Annotated in this window: 12 protein-coding genes; 9 read left to right on the forward strand and 3 right to left on the reverse strand. The window is 45.8% G+C overall.

Going from position 1 to position 15084, the window contains the following annotated elements; genetic code table 11:
* Positions 1–273: 273 nt before the first annotated feature.
* Together FFM73_RS05800 and FFM73_RS05805 are read right to left on the reverse strand one after the other, a co-directional pair.
* Positions 274–1437: a GGDEF domain-containing protein gene (locus FFM73_RS05800; RefSeq protein WP_137630841.1), complete on the reverse strand. Its 1164-nt coding sequence runs from the start codon at positions 1435–1437 to the stop codon at positions 274–276.
* 174 nt (positions 1438–1611) lie between these two features.
* Positions 1612–1833, reverse strand: coding sequence for a DUF2187 family protein (locus tag FFM73_RS05805; protein WP_137630842.1), 222 nt, complete (start codon positions 1831–1833; stop codon positions 1612–1614).
* A 246-nt stretch (positions 1834–2079) separates the two neighbouring features.
* Between FFM73_RS05805 and FFM73_RS05810 the strand changes: the two genes are divergently transcribed.
* From FFM73_RS05810 to cydC, 4 genes are all read left to right on the forward strand, one after another.
* The gene (locus FFM73_RS05810) at positions 2080–3540 is read left to right on the forward strand and encodes a cytochrome ubiquinol oxidase subunit I (RefSeq protein WP_137630843.1); all 1461 of its coding nucleotides are present in this window, start codon (positions 2080–2082) and stop codon (positions 3538–3540) included.
* Positions 3533–4540: a cytochrome d ubiquinol oxidase subunit II gene (cydB, locus tag FFM73_RS05815; RefSeq protein ID WP_137630844.1), complete on the forward strand. Its 1008-nt coding sequence runs from the start codon at positions 3533–3535 to the stop codon at positions 4538–4540. Before FFM73_RS05810 ends, cydB begins: the two co-directional genes overlap by 8 nt.
* 95 nt (positions 4541–4635) lie before the next feature.
* On the forward strand, positions 4636–6372 hold the full coding sequence (gene cydD, locus FFM73_RS05820; protein ID WP_137630845.1) for a thiol reductant ABC exporter subunit CydD: 1737 nt from the start codon (positions 4636–4638) through the stop codon (positions 6370–6372).
* On the forward strand, positions 6359–8104 hold the full coding sequence (gene cydC, locus FFM73_RS05825) for a thiol reductant ABC exporter subunit CydC (protein WP_137630846.1): 1746 nt from the start codon (positions 6359–6361) through the stop codon (positions 8102–8104). The genes cydD and cydC overlap by 14 nt, the downstream gene beginning before the upstream one ends.
* A gap of 64 nt (positions 8105–8168) precedes the next feature.
* On the opposite strand, the gene FFM73_RS05830 is transcribed toward cydC, so the two are convergent.
* Positions 8169–9101 (reverse strand): polyprenyl synthetase family protein, encoded by a 933-nt coding sequence (locus FFM73_RS05830; protein ID WP_137630847.1) that lies wholly within the window; start codon positions 9099–9101, stop codon positions 8169–8171.
* Positions 9102–9189: 88 nt separating this feature from the next.
* Here FFM73_RS05830 and FFM73_RS05835 point away from each other — a divergent pair, with 88 nt between their 5' ends.
* The 5 genes from FFM73_RS05835 to pcrA all read left to right on the forward strand — a co-directional run bounded on the left by FFM73_RS05835 (position 9190) and on the right by pcrA (position 15075).
* Positions 9190–10101, forward strand: coding sequence for a 1,4-dihydroxy-2-naphthoate polyprenyltransferase (locus FFM73_RS05835; RefSeq protein WP_137630848.1), 912 nt, complete (start codon positions 9190–9192; stop codon positions 10099–10101).
* 93 nt (positions 10102–10194) lie between these two features.
* A complete protein-coding gene (locus FFM73_RS05840; protein WP_137630849.1) occupies positions 10195–10779 on the forward strand; it encodes a xanthine phosphoribosyltransferase in 585 nt (194 codons plus the stop codon).
* A gap of 61 nt (positions 10780–10840) precedes the next feature.
* On the forward strand, positions 10841–11368 hold the full coding sequence (locus FFM73_RS05845) for a DUF2179 domain-containing protein (protein ID WP_137630850.1): 528 nt from the start codon (positions 10841–10843) through the stop codon (positions 11366–11368).
* A gap of 113 nt (positions 11369–11481) precedes the next feature.
* Complete coding sequence (locus FFM73_RS05850) at positions 11482–12639, forward strand: ATP-grasp domain-containing protein (protein ID WP_137630851.1); 1158 nt, start codon at positions 11482–11484, stop codon at positions 12637–12639.
* Between the two features lie 183 nt (positions 12640–12822).
* The gene (gene pcrA, locus FFM73_RS05855; RefSeq protein ID WP_137630852.1) at positions 12823–15075 is read left to right on the forward strand and encodes a DNA helicase PcrA; all 2253 of its coding nucleotides are present in this window, start codon (positions 12823–12825) and stop codon (positions 15073–15075) included.
* Positions 15076–15084: the final 9 nt, after the last annotated feature.

Genomic DNA, 15084 nt, shown 5'->3' on the forward strand with positions numbered 1-15084 from the left:
AGAAACGGCCTCACTCCAGACGAATACTGGAGTGAAGCCGCTTAGGAACACATAAAACTTTATATTATTTCATTTGTCAACTTGACAGGGCATAGTGCATCCGATAAAGTTCATCGAAATAGGTCTTATTTGGGTTAAATGGCCGGAAGCTGAGTTTTGGCGCACTGTTAGACCATATCGAAGTATTGAACAAATGGCCATTTATTACTATTTTCAGTTAAGAAGTCAATTAGGATACTTACTAACAGAGACTTATGGCACAGCCTCTTTTTTTTAGTTGGCTCCCATAATCGTATTGCCTTCCAACGTCACGCGGTTACGACCATGTTGCTTTGAAAGGTAGAGGCTGCGGTCGGCCATTTTATAGACGTCGTGCGCGTCATAGTGATCTAGCCGGCTATTGGCCTGACCGACCGAAGCGGTGACGTTGATCGTTGAAGTGCCAATGGAAAAGGACAGCTGGCTGATTCGCTGGCGAATTTGGTCAGCGACTTTGAAGGCCGCGTCACTATCTGAGAAATCGGCATGAATGATTAAACAGAACTCTTCGCCACCAATGCGATAGGCGTTTGCCGGATAAGGAGAACTGACAGCAAACTGGGCTAATTCTTGAGCAATCGCTTTGAGCACGGTGTTGCCTACTAGGTGGCCATAGTTATCGTTGACCTGTTTAAACAAATCAATATCCAACTCAAAAATGGCGTATGGTTTCCGGTCGACCCGAAATTGTTCGTGAGCTTCAGCGAGGTCCTTATCGAATTTGCTGAAGTTATCAAGTAAAGTCAGACCATCGCGGTTAGCCATTTTATTAGCTTGTGCGTTGCGCTTTAGGAGCCGACTGGAAGACAATGTATATTCAATGCCAACGATACTGAGGATAACCAGCGCTGTGATCTGGCGGATCCAAAAGTAAGGGTCGGTTGGGACGCCAAACAAACAGGATATGAGTGCCAGGGTGATAAATCCTAGTACCCCTAAAGCGAGGTACATTAAGGCTGTATGCCTGAGTAACAGCTTACCCCGGTGATAACAAGCAACGAGGACGGCCACAAAGGCTACGTAATAGATGGCCGTGTAAAGTGGGAGAGCGGGTGTGAAAAACAACACGTACAGTAACATTAAAGTGGCTTCAATGATGACCTCTAGCCAGATATCAAGGTAGACGTCAATGAGAAACATACTGACGATGATCATATTTAAAAAGGTCCAGTGAAGGCCAAAAGCGTTCGCTGCAATGCCAGAACTAAGCCATGATTGACCCCAGAGATAGATAAAATAAAGGGTGCTTAACGCAATTTCGATTAGTGGCTTAACCCGTTTAACTCGCGGATTAGGCAGTTCCTCTAGCCAGTATAAAAATGCGATCGTACCGCTGAGAACAATCATGTTGGTGATCAAAGAAACGATAAAGGAGACCCAAATATCAAATGGCTTCATAGCTTATACTTCCCCGTCAATAAGTCTGTAATCTTTATGACTATCATAACAAACTTGTCTGGTGAGTGAAAAGAAACAGTCTCAATAAGATGTCATATTATGCTGCCAAATAAAAACACCTGAGCACCGGTCAGTGTTTGACCATGCTCAGGCGTTTTTATTAAATCGGCTTAATTAAGCCTCATCATCAGTAGCTTCAGTATCCGTAGTTTCCGGTGCTGCCTTGATTAATTTCAATTTCTTCTTGTTGATCACAACGCGATCGTGATACTTATCCAGAATTTCTGTATCATCGCTCTTAAAAGTGACCATAAAGGAATTTTGGTATGCTTTATCAATGAACCCGGTAAAGTCTTGGCCTTCTAGTTTAAAACTAACTTGATCGCCAATTTTCATTGAACTCATCTCCCAAAATTAAACATTTATATAAGGTACTCGAAATTTAGTGATTTGTCAATGAATACCCTCCTTTTTAATTGAGACTTTAATCTTTTGTAAGGGCTTACGGTTGAAGATTGATTAAGCACTCGATATAATAAAACTATAAGTTTAGAATCTTTCTATAATAATTTTGGTGTGTTTTAGCAATCATTTAGATTTAATTTGATAACGAATCATTGATTAATGTCAGGGGAGGGTAATATGTTAAATGCTGGTTTAACCGTATTAGGTTTATCGCGTTTTCAGTTCGCCATGACAACTGTTTTTCATTTTTTCTTCGTCCCATTTTCAATTGGGTTAGCCGTTATTGTCGCCATTATGGAGACCATGTACGTGATCAAAAAAGAGGTCACCTATAAAAAGATGGCGCAGTTCTGGGGTAAGATTTTCTTATACAGTTTCGCGGTTGGCGTTGTGACCGGGATCATTCAAGAATTTCAATTTGGCATGAACTGGTCTGAGTATTCACGGTTTATGGGGGATATCTTTGGTGCGCCATTAGCCATTGAAGCCTTAGCTGCGTTCTTCTTGGAGTCAACGTTTATCGGTCTTTGGATGTTTACTTGGGAACGGTTCAAACCGTGGATTCACGCGCTGTTTATTTGGCTGGTGGCACTTGGTTCATCGCTGTCCGCAGTTTGGATTTTGGCCGCTAACAGTTTTATGCAAAATTCGGTTGGCTTTGCCATCAATAAAACCACTGGCCGGGTCGTTATGACTAGCTTCAGCGCCGTAATTAAGAACCCACAGCTATGGCTGGAGCTGCCTCACGTTTTGATGGGTGCTGGTATTACTGCGTCCTTCGTGATTGCTGGCTGCTGTGCTTGGCGATTATTGAAGAAGGATCACGTCACTTTCTACCGGAAGTCGTTGAACGTTGCTTTGGTTATCGGTTTAATTGCTAGTTTGGGTTCCATGGCCGCTGGTGATTTTCAGACACGGTACCTCATTAATCAGCAGCCGATGAAGTTTGCTGCTATGGAAGGGTTATACAAGAATTCGACTAATAAGGGCAACTGGGCAGTCTACAGCAGTTTTAATACGAAACAGCATAAGACGACAGCATCATTGGACGTCCCATACGTGCTGAATATTTTAAGCTATCACAGACTGTCAGGAACGGTTAAGGGTCAAAATGCCATTAACAAAGAAATGCACGCAACTTATGATAAAAAGTTTGGTAAGGATATGAACTACTATGTACCAACTAAGACACTGTTCTGGAGTTTTCGTTTAATGGCGGTTTCTGGCGGCTTATTCGCGTTAGTAGCCATTGTTGGCCTATTCTTTAACCGCAGGAAATCCCAGCTGATCATGCGGCAGCGCTGGTTCCTGTACATTATGGGGCTGATGCTGTGGTTACCATTTTTGGTCAATACGGCTGGGTGGTTCATTACTGAATTAGGCCGTTATCCGTGGGTCGTCTACGGTTTACTGACCATTGCTGACGCGGTTTCACCAACGTCGACGGTGGGGTCATTGCTGTTTACGAACATCGTTTACTTCATGCTGTTTGCGGGATTGGGACTGGTTATGATCGTGTTATCTCACCGAACGCTAAAGGCGGGGCCGGATGGTGTTGAAATGAACGGCTACTCGTCGGATGATACCACCGGTAAAGTCGAAGATCCTTACGGAACGGAGGCGTTTAACCATGACTAGTGCGCAAATTCTCTGGTTTATACTGATTGGAGTGCTGTTTAGCGGTTTCTTCTTTCTGGACGGTTTTGATTTTGGTATCGGCATGGCGATTAAGTTTTTTGGTCGTAACACGGCCGAACGGGACACCATTATTCAAACGATTGGTCCCCACTGGGATGGCAATGAAGTTTGGTTGATTACAGCCGGTGGCGCCATGTTTGCTTCATTTCCAATGTGGTATGCGTCATTGTTTTCCGGTTATTATATCGTGTTGTTCCTGATATTAGTGGCGCTGATCTTCCGTGGAGTGTCGTTTGAATTCCGTGCCAATATGAAGACGGAAACTTGGCGGAATTTTTGGGAATGGGCTGCTACCATTGGCAGTTTCTGTGCCGCGTTTCTATTTGGCATGATGTTTACCAGTATGATCGAAGGGGTGCCCATGGACGCCAAGGGCAATATCTTTGGGTCCTTTACCACGTACGTTAACTGGTTCTCGTTGGTTGGTGGTGTAGCCGTCACCTTGATGTGCCTGATTCACGGATTGAACTTTTTACAGCTCAAAACGTTAGGCACGTTACGCGATCGGGCGCAGTCTTGGAACAAAGTATTATACCCCGTCTTGATCGTTGGCGAAGTACTGTTTGTGGTCTTGCTGTACTTAAGCACTGACTTCTTTGACCGCAAACCAGTGTCGACCTGGTCGATCTTGATCGTGCTGGTCTTATTGACCTTGATTGCTTGGTGGGGTGTGTTGAAAGCCCATAACTGGACAGCCTTTATCGCCAGTGGTCTATCACTGATCAGTATCGTGGTCTTGATCTTTAATGGGTTATTCCCACGAGTGATGATTGCTACTAACAGTGCGCACTCTATTTTAATCAAAGATGCCTCCAGTTCACCCTATACGCTGCACATTATGACGATCGTCGCCTTTTCAGTTTTGCCGATCGTCTTGATCTACTTCATTTGGAGCTACTGGGTCTTCTACAAACGACTTAAGAGTCCTAAGGCTGCTTAATATTTAGATGTAAATGAATTTTAATTCCTCCGAGTCCGCAAATTTGGAGGAATTTTTTGAATTAATCGCTTGATCAAGGATTAGGGGGGAGTTAATTGATAGATAGGCGTTTATTTAAAATTCCGGGGATCATGCCCCGAATCGTGATGATTGCGTTTTTGACCCTAATTCAAGCAGTGATGATCGTCATTCAGGCACGGGCGCTGGCAATTGCCGTCGTACAGTTGTGGCGACTGAAACCGTTGACAACGATTGTGACGCCGACCCTAGTTTTTGCCGTGAGTTTTTTAGCTCGTCATCTGCTGACGGTCGCCCAAAACCGAGCCTTCTACCCGTTCGTTGAGAAAACTTCTGGTAAAATGCGCGAACGTTTGATGACGAAACTGTTTCGGCTGGGACCAAGCCTAGTTGAAAGAACTGGAACCGGTAATATGGTGACCATGGCGCTTGAAGGCATCGATAAGGTTCAGACCTACCTGATGCTGATCGTGATCAAAATTATGGACATGGGAATCACGCCGTGGGTCATTTTGCTCTACATTGCGTTTATGCAATGGAAAGAAGCCGTCTTTTTGCTGCTGATCTATCCTGTTATTATTTTATTTATGATCATTCTCGGTTTGGCGGCGAAGAGTAAGGCTGACCGGCAGTACGCTGGCTATCAGCGATTGTCGAACAATTTCGTGGATACCTTAAGAGGGCTGGGGACACTCAAACAACTCGGTTTATCCAAACGGTATGCCGGCAACGTCTATTCCGTAAGTGAAGATTACCGGAAGGAAACCATGGCTACGTTACGGATCGCGATGACATCGACTTTTGCGCTGGACTTCTTTACCACGCTTTCAGTGGCTGTCGTGGCGGTTTTTCTGGGGTTTGACCTGCTGGCTGGCAAAATTATGTTGCTGCCAGCCCTCACGATTTTGACGCTGGCACCAGACTATTTTCTGCCAGTTCGCAACTTTGCCAATGACTACCACGCAACGCTAAATGGTAAAAACGCGCTGAAGGCTGTTTTAGACGTGTTAGAAACGCCGGAAACGAATAATCGTAAGGTTTTGAAACAGTTGACATGGCACGCTGATTCTGAAATCAAATTTAATGATGTCGCATTCACGTATGAAGATGTGAAAACACCAACGCTGACCCACATTTCATTTGCGATTCACGGTTTCCAAAAAGTGGGCATTATTGGTGCTTCTGGTTCTGGAAAATCAACCCTGATCAATCTGATCGGTGGCTTTTTAACGCCTGACCAAACCGGTCATATCAGTTTGAATGGGCAGCAGCTGCCGCACTTGAGTCAGGAAGTTTGGCAGCGCAACAGTCTTTACATTCCCCAATCACCGTATCTGTTTCACGCTACGTTGCGTGAAAATGTTAGTTTTTATAAACCCAATGCTGATGAAGCCACGGTTAAAGCGGCTTGTGACAAGGCTGGCCTCACTGACTGGATTGCTGAATTACCGCAGGGACTAGCCACCATGATTGGTGAAGGCTCCCGTGGCGTTAGTGGGGGACAGGCGCAACGAATCGCCTTAGCACGGGCCTTCTTGGATGACAGCCGGAAGATACTGCTCTTTGACGAGCCCACTGCTCATCTAGACATTGAAACGGAGGCGGCTTTGAAGCAGGATATGCTGCCATTAATGGCTAATCGGCTAGTCTTCTTTGCTACTCACCGGTTGCATTGGATCAATCAGATGGATTATGTATTGGTGATGGATCACGGCCGGTTAGTTGAACAGGGAACGCCAACTGAATTAGCCAGCCACGATGGGCCGTATACGAAATTACGCGCGGAAATGGGGGGATTACATGCACTCAATTAGACAGACATTTGCTCACGATACTTGGGTCATGCCCTATTTGCGTAAATATAAATGGCTGTTGATGCTGGTGTTATTTCTTGGTACGATGACGTTTCTTTCCGCGGCTGCGTTAATGTTTAACTCGGGTTATCTGATCAGTGAGGCCGCCCGCAGACCGGATTCAATCATTTATATTTACGTGCCAGTAGTGTTAGCACGGGCCTTCGGGATTGCTCGGCCAGTTTTTCGCTACTCGGAACGGCTGACGTCGCATAACTGGGTGCTGCGGATTGTCTCTGATTTTCGTAAGAAGCTGTATCAGGCCGTGGAAGTGAAGGCTTCCGCTATTAAGCAGACCCACCAGACCGGCGATATTCTCAGCATCTTAGCCAATGACATCGACCACATTGAAAATCTGTACCTGCGAACCGTTTTTCCAATCGTGATCGGCTGGCTACTGTATCTATTTATTATTATCGGTATCGGCGTTTTTAGCTGGCCGACCGCTTTATTGATGGCACTCCTATTAGGGGTGATCGTGGTTGTCATGCCCTTACTATCCGTGGCCGTCAATGGTGCGCGGGAGTTTAAGCAAAAACAGATTCAGTCTCAGTTTTATACTAATTTGACCGATGAAGTCCTCGGGCTAACTGACTGGGTGATCTCTGGTCGTTATGCCGATTTTATGGCGCTGCAAAAAAAGCCGATTAAGCGAATCGCCACACTGCGCCGGCAGGATCATTACTTTCAGTGGTGGCGCGGCTTTGCGGTTCAAGGCTGCTTTTTACTGGCCGTTGTTACGCTTTTAGTCTGGTCTGGGACCGCGTTTACGGCAACGAAGGGTATGGCTAACTGGGTGGCAGCTTTTGCACTAGCACTTTTTCCCATTATTGAGCCATTTCTAGAGATCAGTCAGGGTGCCAGTGAATGGCCGGTCTACCGGCAGTCGATTGAACGGGTCAATGCGCTGTCTAATGATCAGCCTAAACAAACGCCGCAATCGACGTTAACTGGACCCGTGACTGAGATCAACGTTGATCACGTGACGTTTAGTTACCCAGATGATGATCGACTGATTCTAAAGAACGTTTCGTTAAAGATTAAGCAGGGTGAAAAGATTGCGCTACTGGGACCCAGCGGCGCGGGAAAAAGTACGCTGTTAAAATTACTGTTAGGTGATCAAACACCAACGAAAGGGACTGTCACCATTAACGGCACGCCAATTAATGAACTGCAGCAGCAACGCGCCCAACTCTTTGGCGTGCTGGATCAGCAGCCATACTTGTTTAATACAACGGTGATGAATAACGTCCGGCTGGGGAATCTGCAGGCCACTGATGAGCAGGTGAAGACAGCCATTGAAGCAGTTGAACTTAAACCGCTGATCGACTCTTTACCAGCTGGTTACGAGACTGAGGTTCAGGAGTCAGGGACGCGTTTTTCTGGCGGTGAACGGCAGCGGTTATCATTGGCGCGGATTTTACTGCAGGACGCACCAATTATCATCTTGGATGAACCCACCGTCAGTCTGGATCCGATTACGGAGCGGCACTTACTGGATACGGTATTTAAAGTTTTGCACGATAAGACGATTATTTGGGTCACCCACCATTTAGCTGGTGTTGATCATGTGGATCAAGTTCGTTTTCTGGAAAATGGCGTTTTTGATCTGCAGGGGACTCCGCAGGCACTATACCGTGATGAACCACGGTTTCGTAAACTATATGCACTAGACGCAGGTCGAAACGATTAACCAATAAAGCCCATTAGTCATTTCTCAAATGAAAAATGACTAATGGGCTTTGATGTGCGGTTCGTTAAGCTTGAAATAGGCGAGTGATAAACTGACGTAGATCGTTTTGAGCTGTACCAGCGGGTAGTTGGTTTAGTAAGTCATTGATATGGTCAGTAAGTTTGGTTAATTGTAGCTGAACCGCTTTTTGGTCGAGCTGTTTTTGAATGAGCTTAACGTCACTGATCGTTAATTGTTGCCGTCTTTTTAGGACTTGTTGCATTTCTGTTTGATTTAAAATTAAAATGATGGGTAACGGGTATTGGCCTTTTTGCAAACTCGTTAATAGAGACTGGGGCTGACCAAAAGTCAGTACAATATCTTGGTGTACTTGATAGGCCGTACCGATGCTGGCCCCAATTGCAGCGCTAAGATCGATCAATTCAGGGGCTGCACCGGCTAACCTAGCGCCCTGTTCAGCGCTAAACCGAAAAGCGTCACCAGTTCGCTGGTTGATTTCGGTAAAATAGTCAGGAACGGTTTCCGTCAAATCAAACTGATGCTGTAACTGCGTTAAATGACCGGACAGAATTCGCTGCATTGCGGTCAAGTAATCGGAAAATTCTGCTGATGATGGCTTAGTTTTCAAAATCTCATCAAAGTAGCGAGTGAACAAATAATCACCGGCATAAATAGCATTGCGCTGATGCTTGTCCTGCCCCAGATTGAGACTTTGCAGTTTATCATCTGAGACTTGGTTATGGCCTTGGACTGCTAAGTGCAGCAGTTCTTGAGCACTAGCACCTGCCAGTAACTGATCCTCATCAGGATTTGGACCCAGACTTGAAAAAAGGTAGAAGATCCCGGGCCGAAGAAACTTGCCACCAGACTGCAGAAGTTTTAATATTTTAGTATGTATGGGTTGATTAGGCAGGTCAACCGTTTTCAGCAGGTAATGCTGTAGTTGCTGAAGCTGTTTTTGAACCTGCGGTAATGCTGCCCAAAAGGTTAAATTCATTTGGCTGCTCCTTTATAAGACTTACATTTAAGATACAAAGCTCTCGTCACATTGTCAATTCTGATATCCTTATTTTCTGGAGGTTAATATGTCTGTAAATGTTTTTTTGGAACTCGTGGAGGCAAAAGCAAAAATTGCCTCGGTTTGGCCATTCTTCATGGGCCTGTTCTTTTCATACTACGTTTTTGGTCAAGTCAATTGGCCGTTAGCCATTACTTTCTTTGTGGCCATGCTGTTGTTCAATATGGCGGTGGACGCCCACGATAATTACTCAGACTACCGTGGTGCCACTAAGGAAGCCGCAGAGTGGAAGCAAAAGACCAACATTATTGGTGTCCACCATTTATCCGTTAAAATGATCCGTAATCTCATCATTGTGATGGCTGGCAGTGCGACTATCCTGGGTATTTTACTGGTCGTTGAAACCAGCTGGCCGTTACTTATCATGGGAATATTTTGCTTTCTGGTCGGCTACTGCTACTCGGCTGGACCACGGCCAATTTCAACCACGCCCTTTGGAGAAGCCTTTTCTGGTCTGACTATGGGGTTTGTGATTACGCTGATCTCAGTTTATATCAATACGTTTCCGGTTGAACCACTAACTTGGGCGCTCTTTTTTAAAGTGTTACTGACTTCCGGTATTGCCGTTTTTGCAATTGGCAATATTATGCTGGCTAATAACCTGTGCGATGCCGATGAAGATAAGACCCTTAACCGGAAAACAATCGTGTTTTATTTCGGCAAACCCGTCATGCTCCGGGTGTTCGTTTTTGATATCGTTGCCGGTTACCTCTGCTTAATTGCGAGCGTGGTGCTGGGCTATTTGCCAGTGATGAGTCTGTTAGTCTTGTTCAGTATTCCCATCATCTATCGTAATACCAAAGCCTTTATGGCAAAGCAAGTCAAAAAAGAGACCTTTAAGTACGCGGTACAAAATTCTTTGGTTATGGCATTATTCTGTATTGTTTGGATCGGTCTGGGAACTATTTTAGGCTGGTAAAGGGGCTTTCAGATTGGCAAAACCTTGTTTTATCGGGTACACTAATCATAAGTCTCAATCGGATTACTGGACATAATTTAGGAGGAGTTATCGATGAAGTTACTTGAAGATCGAATCAAACGCGACGGCACCGTTTTACCTGGTGATGTTTTGAAAGTGGATAACTTTTTGAATCATCAAGTTGATCCCCAATTAATGTACGAAATGGGTGGCGAGTTTAAACGCCTGTTCGAAAACGAAGGGGTCACTCGAATATTGACCGTTGAATCATCTGGCATTGCCCCAGCGCTAATGGCGGGGCTTAAAATGAACGTGCCGGTGGTCTTTGCCCGGAAGCACCGTTCACTGACGCTGACCGATAATTTATACACGGCGCGGGTCTATTCGTACACCAAGCAGGTCAATAACGATATCAGTATTGATAAGCGGTTTATTGACCCGGATGATAAGATTTTGATCATCGATGACTTTTTAGCTAATGGCCAAGCGGTAGAAGGGATGTTAGAAATCTGTAAAGCCGCTCAAGTTGACGTCGTTGGAGTCGGTGTGGTGATCGAAAAACGGTTCCAGAAGGGCCATCAACTGGTCTTGGACGCCGGAATTCATTTGGAGGCACTGGCAAGCATCGCGTCACTAGCTAACAACCAGGTCACTTTTGCTAGTGACACCGATAAGTAGTCAGTTTAAATCATTCTATTCTCTAGTCGACTGATGGTACCGTTTGATTGGAGGCGAGACCATGGTATGGACACTGATTTTAATTTTTGTCATTAGTTTCGTATACATTACGTTGAACACACTCCGATTTATGCTCACCATGAAGGGTTATCGTAACTTAGCACCTATTTTAAGCGTGGTGGAAATTACGGTTTACGTCGTGGGATTAGCAATGGTTTTGAACCGGCTGGATAACGTGTTAAACATTATTGCTTACGCTCTGGGTTACGGTGTCGGCGTTCGGGTCGGCATTATCATTGAAGATAAACTGGCCCTAGGCTACATTATGGCGACCGTTATTTTGCCAGATACTGATAGTGAGCTGCCGAAAACGCTTCGTTCCAGTGGTTTTGGGGTGACTCAAAGTGAAGCTCAAGGTCTGGAGGGTTCACGGCTAGTGCTGGATATCTTAACGCCGCGTAATCAGGAACGGCGGCTATACGCCATTGTGAACGATGCCGAACCCAAAGCGTTTATCATCACCTACGAGCCAAAATATATTTCTGGCGGTTTCTGGGTCAAACGGGTGCGTCGTCGATTTCGGCAATAAGCTGAGAACTAAATATATTTTAAAGATTTAATAAATTACTAGTACAATTGGTAAGTAAAGCTATAATAAAAATAAAAGCTCATCTTTTATTGAGAAGAAGGTAGTGAACAAATTTGGACAATCATGTTTTGTACCCAGGAGGCACTATTGGGGTAATTGGTGATAGTACAGACGGACCAATGATCGTGTCCGCAGCACGTCAAGCTGGTTTTAAAGTCGGTGCTTATGGCTCTGACGAAACGAGTGAAATGCTGCAATTGGCTGATTTTAAGATCGTTGGTGATCTGTCGGACCATGACCGCCTAGTTGATTTTGCGGAACGGTGCGATCTGGTCACTTATGACTCTCAACATCTTAGTCCGGATGTTCTATCCGTAATCGAAGGGTCGACGACGTTACCACAGGGCTCTGATTTTCAAATGATGATGCAGGACCGGTTACTGGAACGGGCGTTTTACGAACAGCTTAACGTCAATATTTTACCGTACGCGACAATCGTCAGCCTTGACGATGTCTACCAATCCATTAATTCGATTGGCTATCCCAGTGTGCTTAAACCGATTCAAAAAGATCTGGTACACGGTCAGGAAATGACGATTCGCACGCAGACCGATATTGCGCAGGCTGCTGGTCTAATGGACTGGGGAACTTATATTCTGGAGTCCACCGTGGATTATTCACGGGAATTGACAGTGACGGTGGTCCGGACGGCTTCAGGTGAAGCTAGTCTATTCCCACCGGTTGAGATCAAACGGCAAAACGGGCAAATGACCTGGGCTTATCTGCCAGTGTCAATTGACCCGGATGTGCAGACTGAAATGGACCGGATCTGTCACGAAATCGTGGCCAACGTGAAGTATGTTGGTGTGTTTGAAGTCGATTTCATGCTTAATGATAACGGCTCGCTCTACGTCAAACAGATCATTCCGACCTTTGGTGAGGCTGGGCGGATCTTTGACCGTGCTACGACTGTCAGTCAGTTTGAACAGCATCTGCGGGCGATTGCCGGTATGCCGTTAAGCGATATTCAAGTGGTAAAGCCAACCGTAATGGCCGCCTTTACGCACGATCAAGCGAACGCTATTCGGACCCAGTGGACCTTGAAGCCTAACTGGCACTTCTCATTTTACCGACAAGGACATCAAGATTTGGACAGTCAAAAATTAGCTGGCCACATTCTGGTTCAGGGCGATGACGTGAATAAGCTGCTGGAACAACTAGAAGACACTGAAATCTGGTCACAGGATTCAGCGGATTCAGAAAATAACTAATAACGGGGTGCTCTCTTACAGGGTGCCTTTTTTACTGCGAACAGACGTTTAAGATTTCCGATAAAAGTATTGCTTTATGAATCAAGATAGGCGACAATTTTACTAGTGATCTGATTAAAATACACACTGATGGAGAACCGTCAGCGTGTTAGTTACTGTACAAATAGGAGAGGAATAAAAACCGTGGCTGAATCTGCATTGTTAGCAAAACTGAATAAGGAACAACGAGAAGCTGTTGAACATACTGAGGGGCCACTTTTGATCATGGCCGGTGCCGGTAGTGGTAAGACCCGGGTACTAACACATCGAGTGGCATACCTGATTGAAAAGGGTGTTCTGCCGTGGCACGTTTTGGCAATTACGTTTACCAACAAAGCGGCCCGCGAGATGCGCGAACGGATCGTGAACCTATTAGGACCAGAAGGCAACGATGTCTGGGCCTCGACTTTTCATGCTTTGTGCGTGCGTATCTTACGGCGGTATGCTGATAAACTCGGCTATAACCGGGCGTTTACCATTGCCGATACTAGTGATCAGCGCACGTTAATGAAACGAGTTGTCTCCGAATTGAACGTGGATCCGAAAAAGTTCGATCCGCGGATGATTCTGGGAAAGATTTCCAATGCGAAAAACGAACTTAAAACGCCGCAGCAATTAGCTAAAGAAGCTGGTAATCCGATTGATGAGATTGTCGCTCGGGCTTACGACGCTTATCAAAAGGGATTGCAGCGTAATCAGGCGATGGATTTTGATGACCTGATCATGCTGACGATTCGCCTGTTTAATGAAAATCCCGATGTGCTGGCTGAGTATCAGAAAAAGTTTCAGTACATCCACGTGGACGAATATCAAGATACCAACGATGCGCAGTATACGCTGGTCAACATGTTAGCTAAGGAACACCACAACCTCTGCGTCGTAGGTGATTCTGATCAAAGTATCTATGGCTGGCGTGGGGCTAACATTGAAAACATCATGAATTTTGAAAAGGATTATCCGGATGCGCACGTGACCATGCTGGAGCAAAATTACCGGTCGACCAAAACCATTTTGGCAGCCGCTAATCAGGTGATCAAAAACAACGGTTACCGCAAGGACAAGAACCTTTGGACTGAAAATGACCAGGGTGAAAAAATTCACTATTATCGCGGTCAAAGTGAAAACGACGAAGCCCGCTACGTGGTGGCTCAGATTCAAGATTTGATGCATAAGAGCCATTATCAGTATGGTGATTTTGCCGTTCTTTACCGGACCAACGCGCAGTCGCGGGTCATGGAAGAAACGCTGGTTAAGGCGAACGTGCCCTACACCATCGTTGGCGGTCACAAGTTCTACGACCGTAAAGAAATTAAGGATATGCTGGCGTTTTTGACGCTGGTTGCGAACGGTTCGGATGCCATTAGCCTTGAACGGGTGATCAATGAACCCAAGCGCGGTATCGGCTCTGGTTCACTAGCGAAGCTGCGGACGTTTGCCCAAGACAACGGCTGGTCAGAACTAGAGGCTGCCGTGAACGTTGATGTGGCTAATGATATTTCCAGTCGCGCCCGCAGTGCCATCGGCGGTTTTGCCACGACCATTCAAAAGTTGCAGGCGATTGCTGGCACTAGTACGGTGACTGAATTATCGGAACAGATCTTGGACACCACCGGTTATAAAGCGGCACTGCAGGCATCGAGAAGCTTGGAGGCTGAGACTCGGCTGGAAAACATTCAGGAATTTCTCTCAGTGACGCAGAAGTTCGATGAATCCTACGATGCTGACGAGAGCGATTCAGGTGACCGGATCATTGACTTTCTGGCCGATCTGGCACTGGTTTCTGACCAGGATGACGTGGCAGAAGAACCCGCACAAGTAACCTTGATGACGCTGCATGCGGCTAAGGGTCTGGAATTTCCAGTGGTCTTTTTAATCGGTATGGAAGAAGGAATCTTCCCACTGAGTCGGGCCATGGAAGACCATGATCAGTTAGAAGAAGAACGGCGATTGGCTTACGTGGGGATCACCCGTGCCAAACAGCGCTTGTTTTTGACCAACGCGTTTTCACGGATGCTGTATGGCCGACCGCAACGTAATCCGCAGTCCCGCTTTATTGAAGAGATTCAGCCAGATCTATTACAGATGGATAACCAGGTCAACCCGGGTCAAAATAGTGCGACATCACTGCGGACACCCTTTGACCGGCGCACCGCGTCTGCCATGTCCACGACTTATCATCAAAAGCGTTCCAGTTCAGTTACCGCTAACAGCGGTACTGGTGCCGATAAACAAGCTTGGCAGACGGGTGATAAGGTGACCCATAAGAAATGGGGAACTGGGACCGTTGTTAAGATCAATGGGACTGGCGAGGATATGGAACTCGATATTGCCTTCCCACAAGAAGGCGTTAAACGATTATTAGCTGCCTTTGCGCCGATCACAAAGGTAGAACAATAACAGGGGTGG

Origin of the sequence: Secundilactobacillus hailunensis, assembly GCF_005405185.1 — a bacterium.
GTDB lineage: Bacteria > Bacillota > Bacilli > Lactobacillales > Lactobacillaceae > Secundilactobacillus > Secundilactobacillus hailunensis.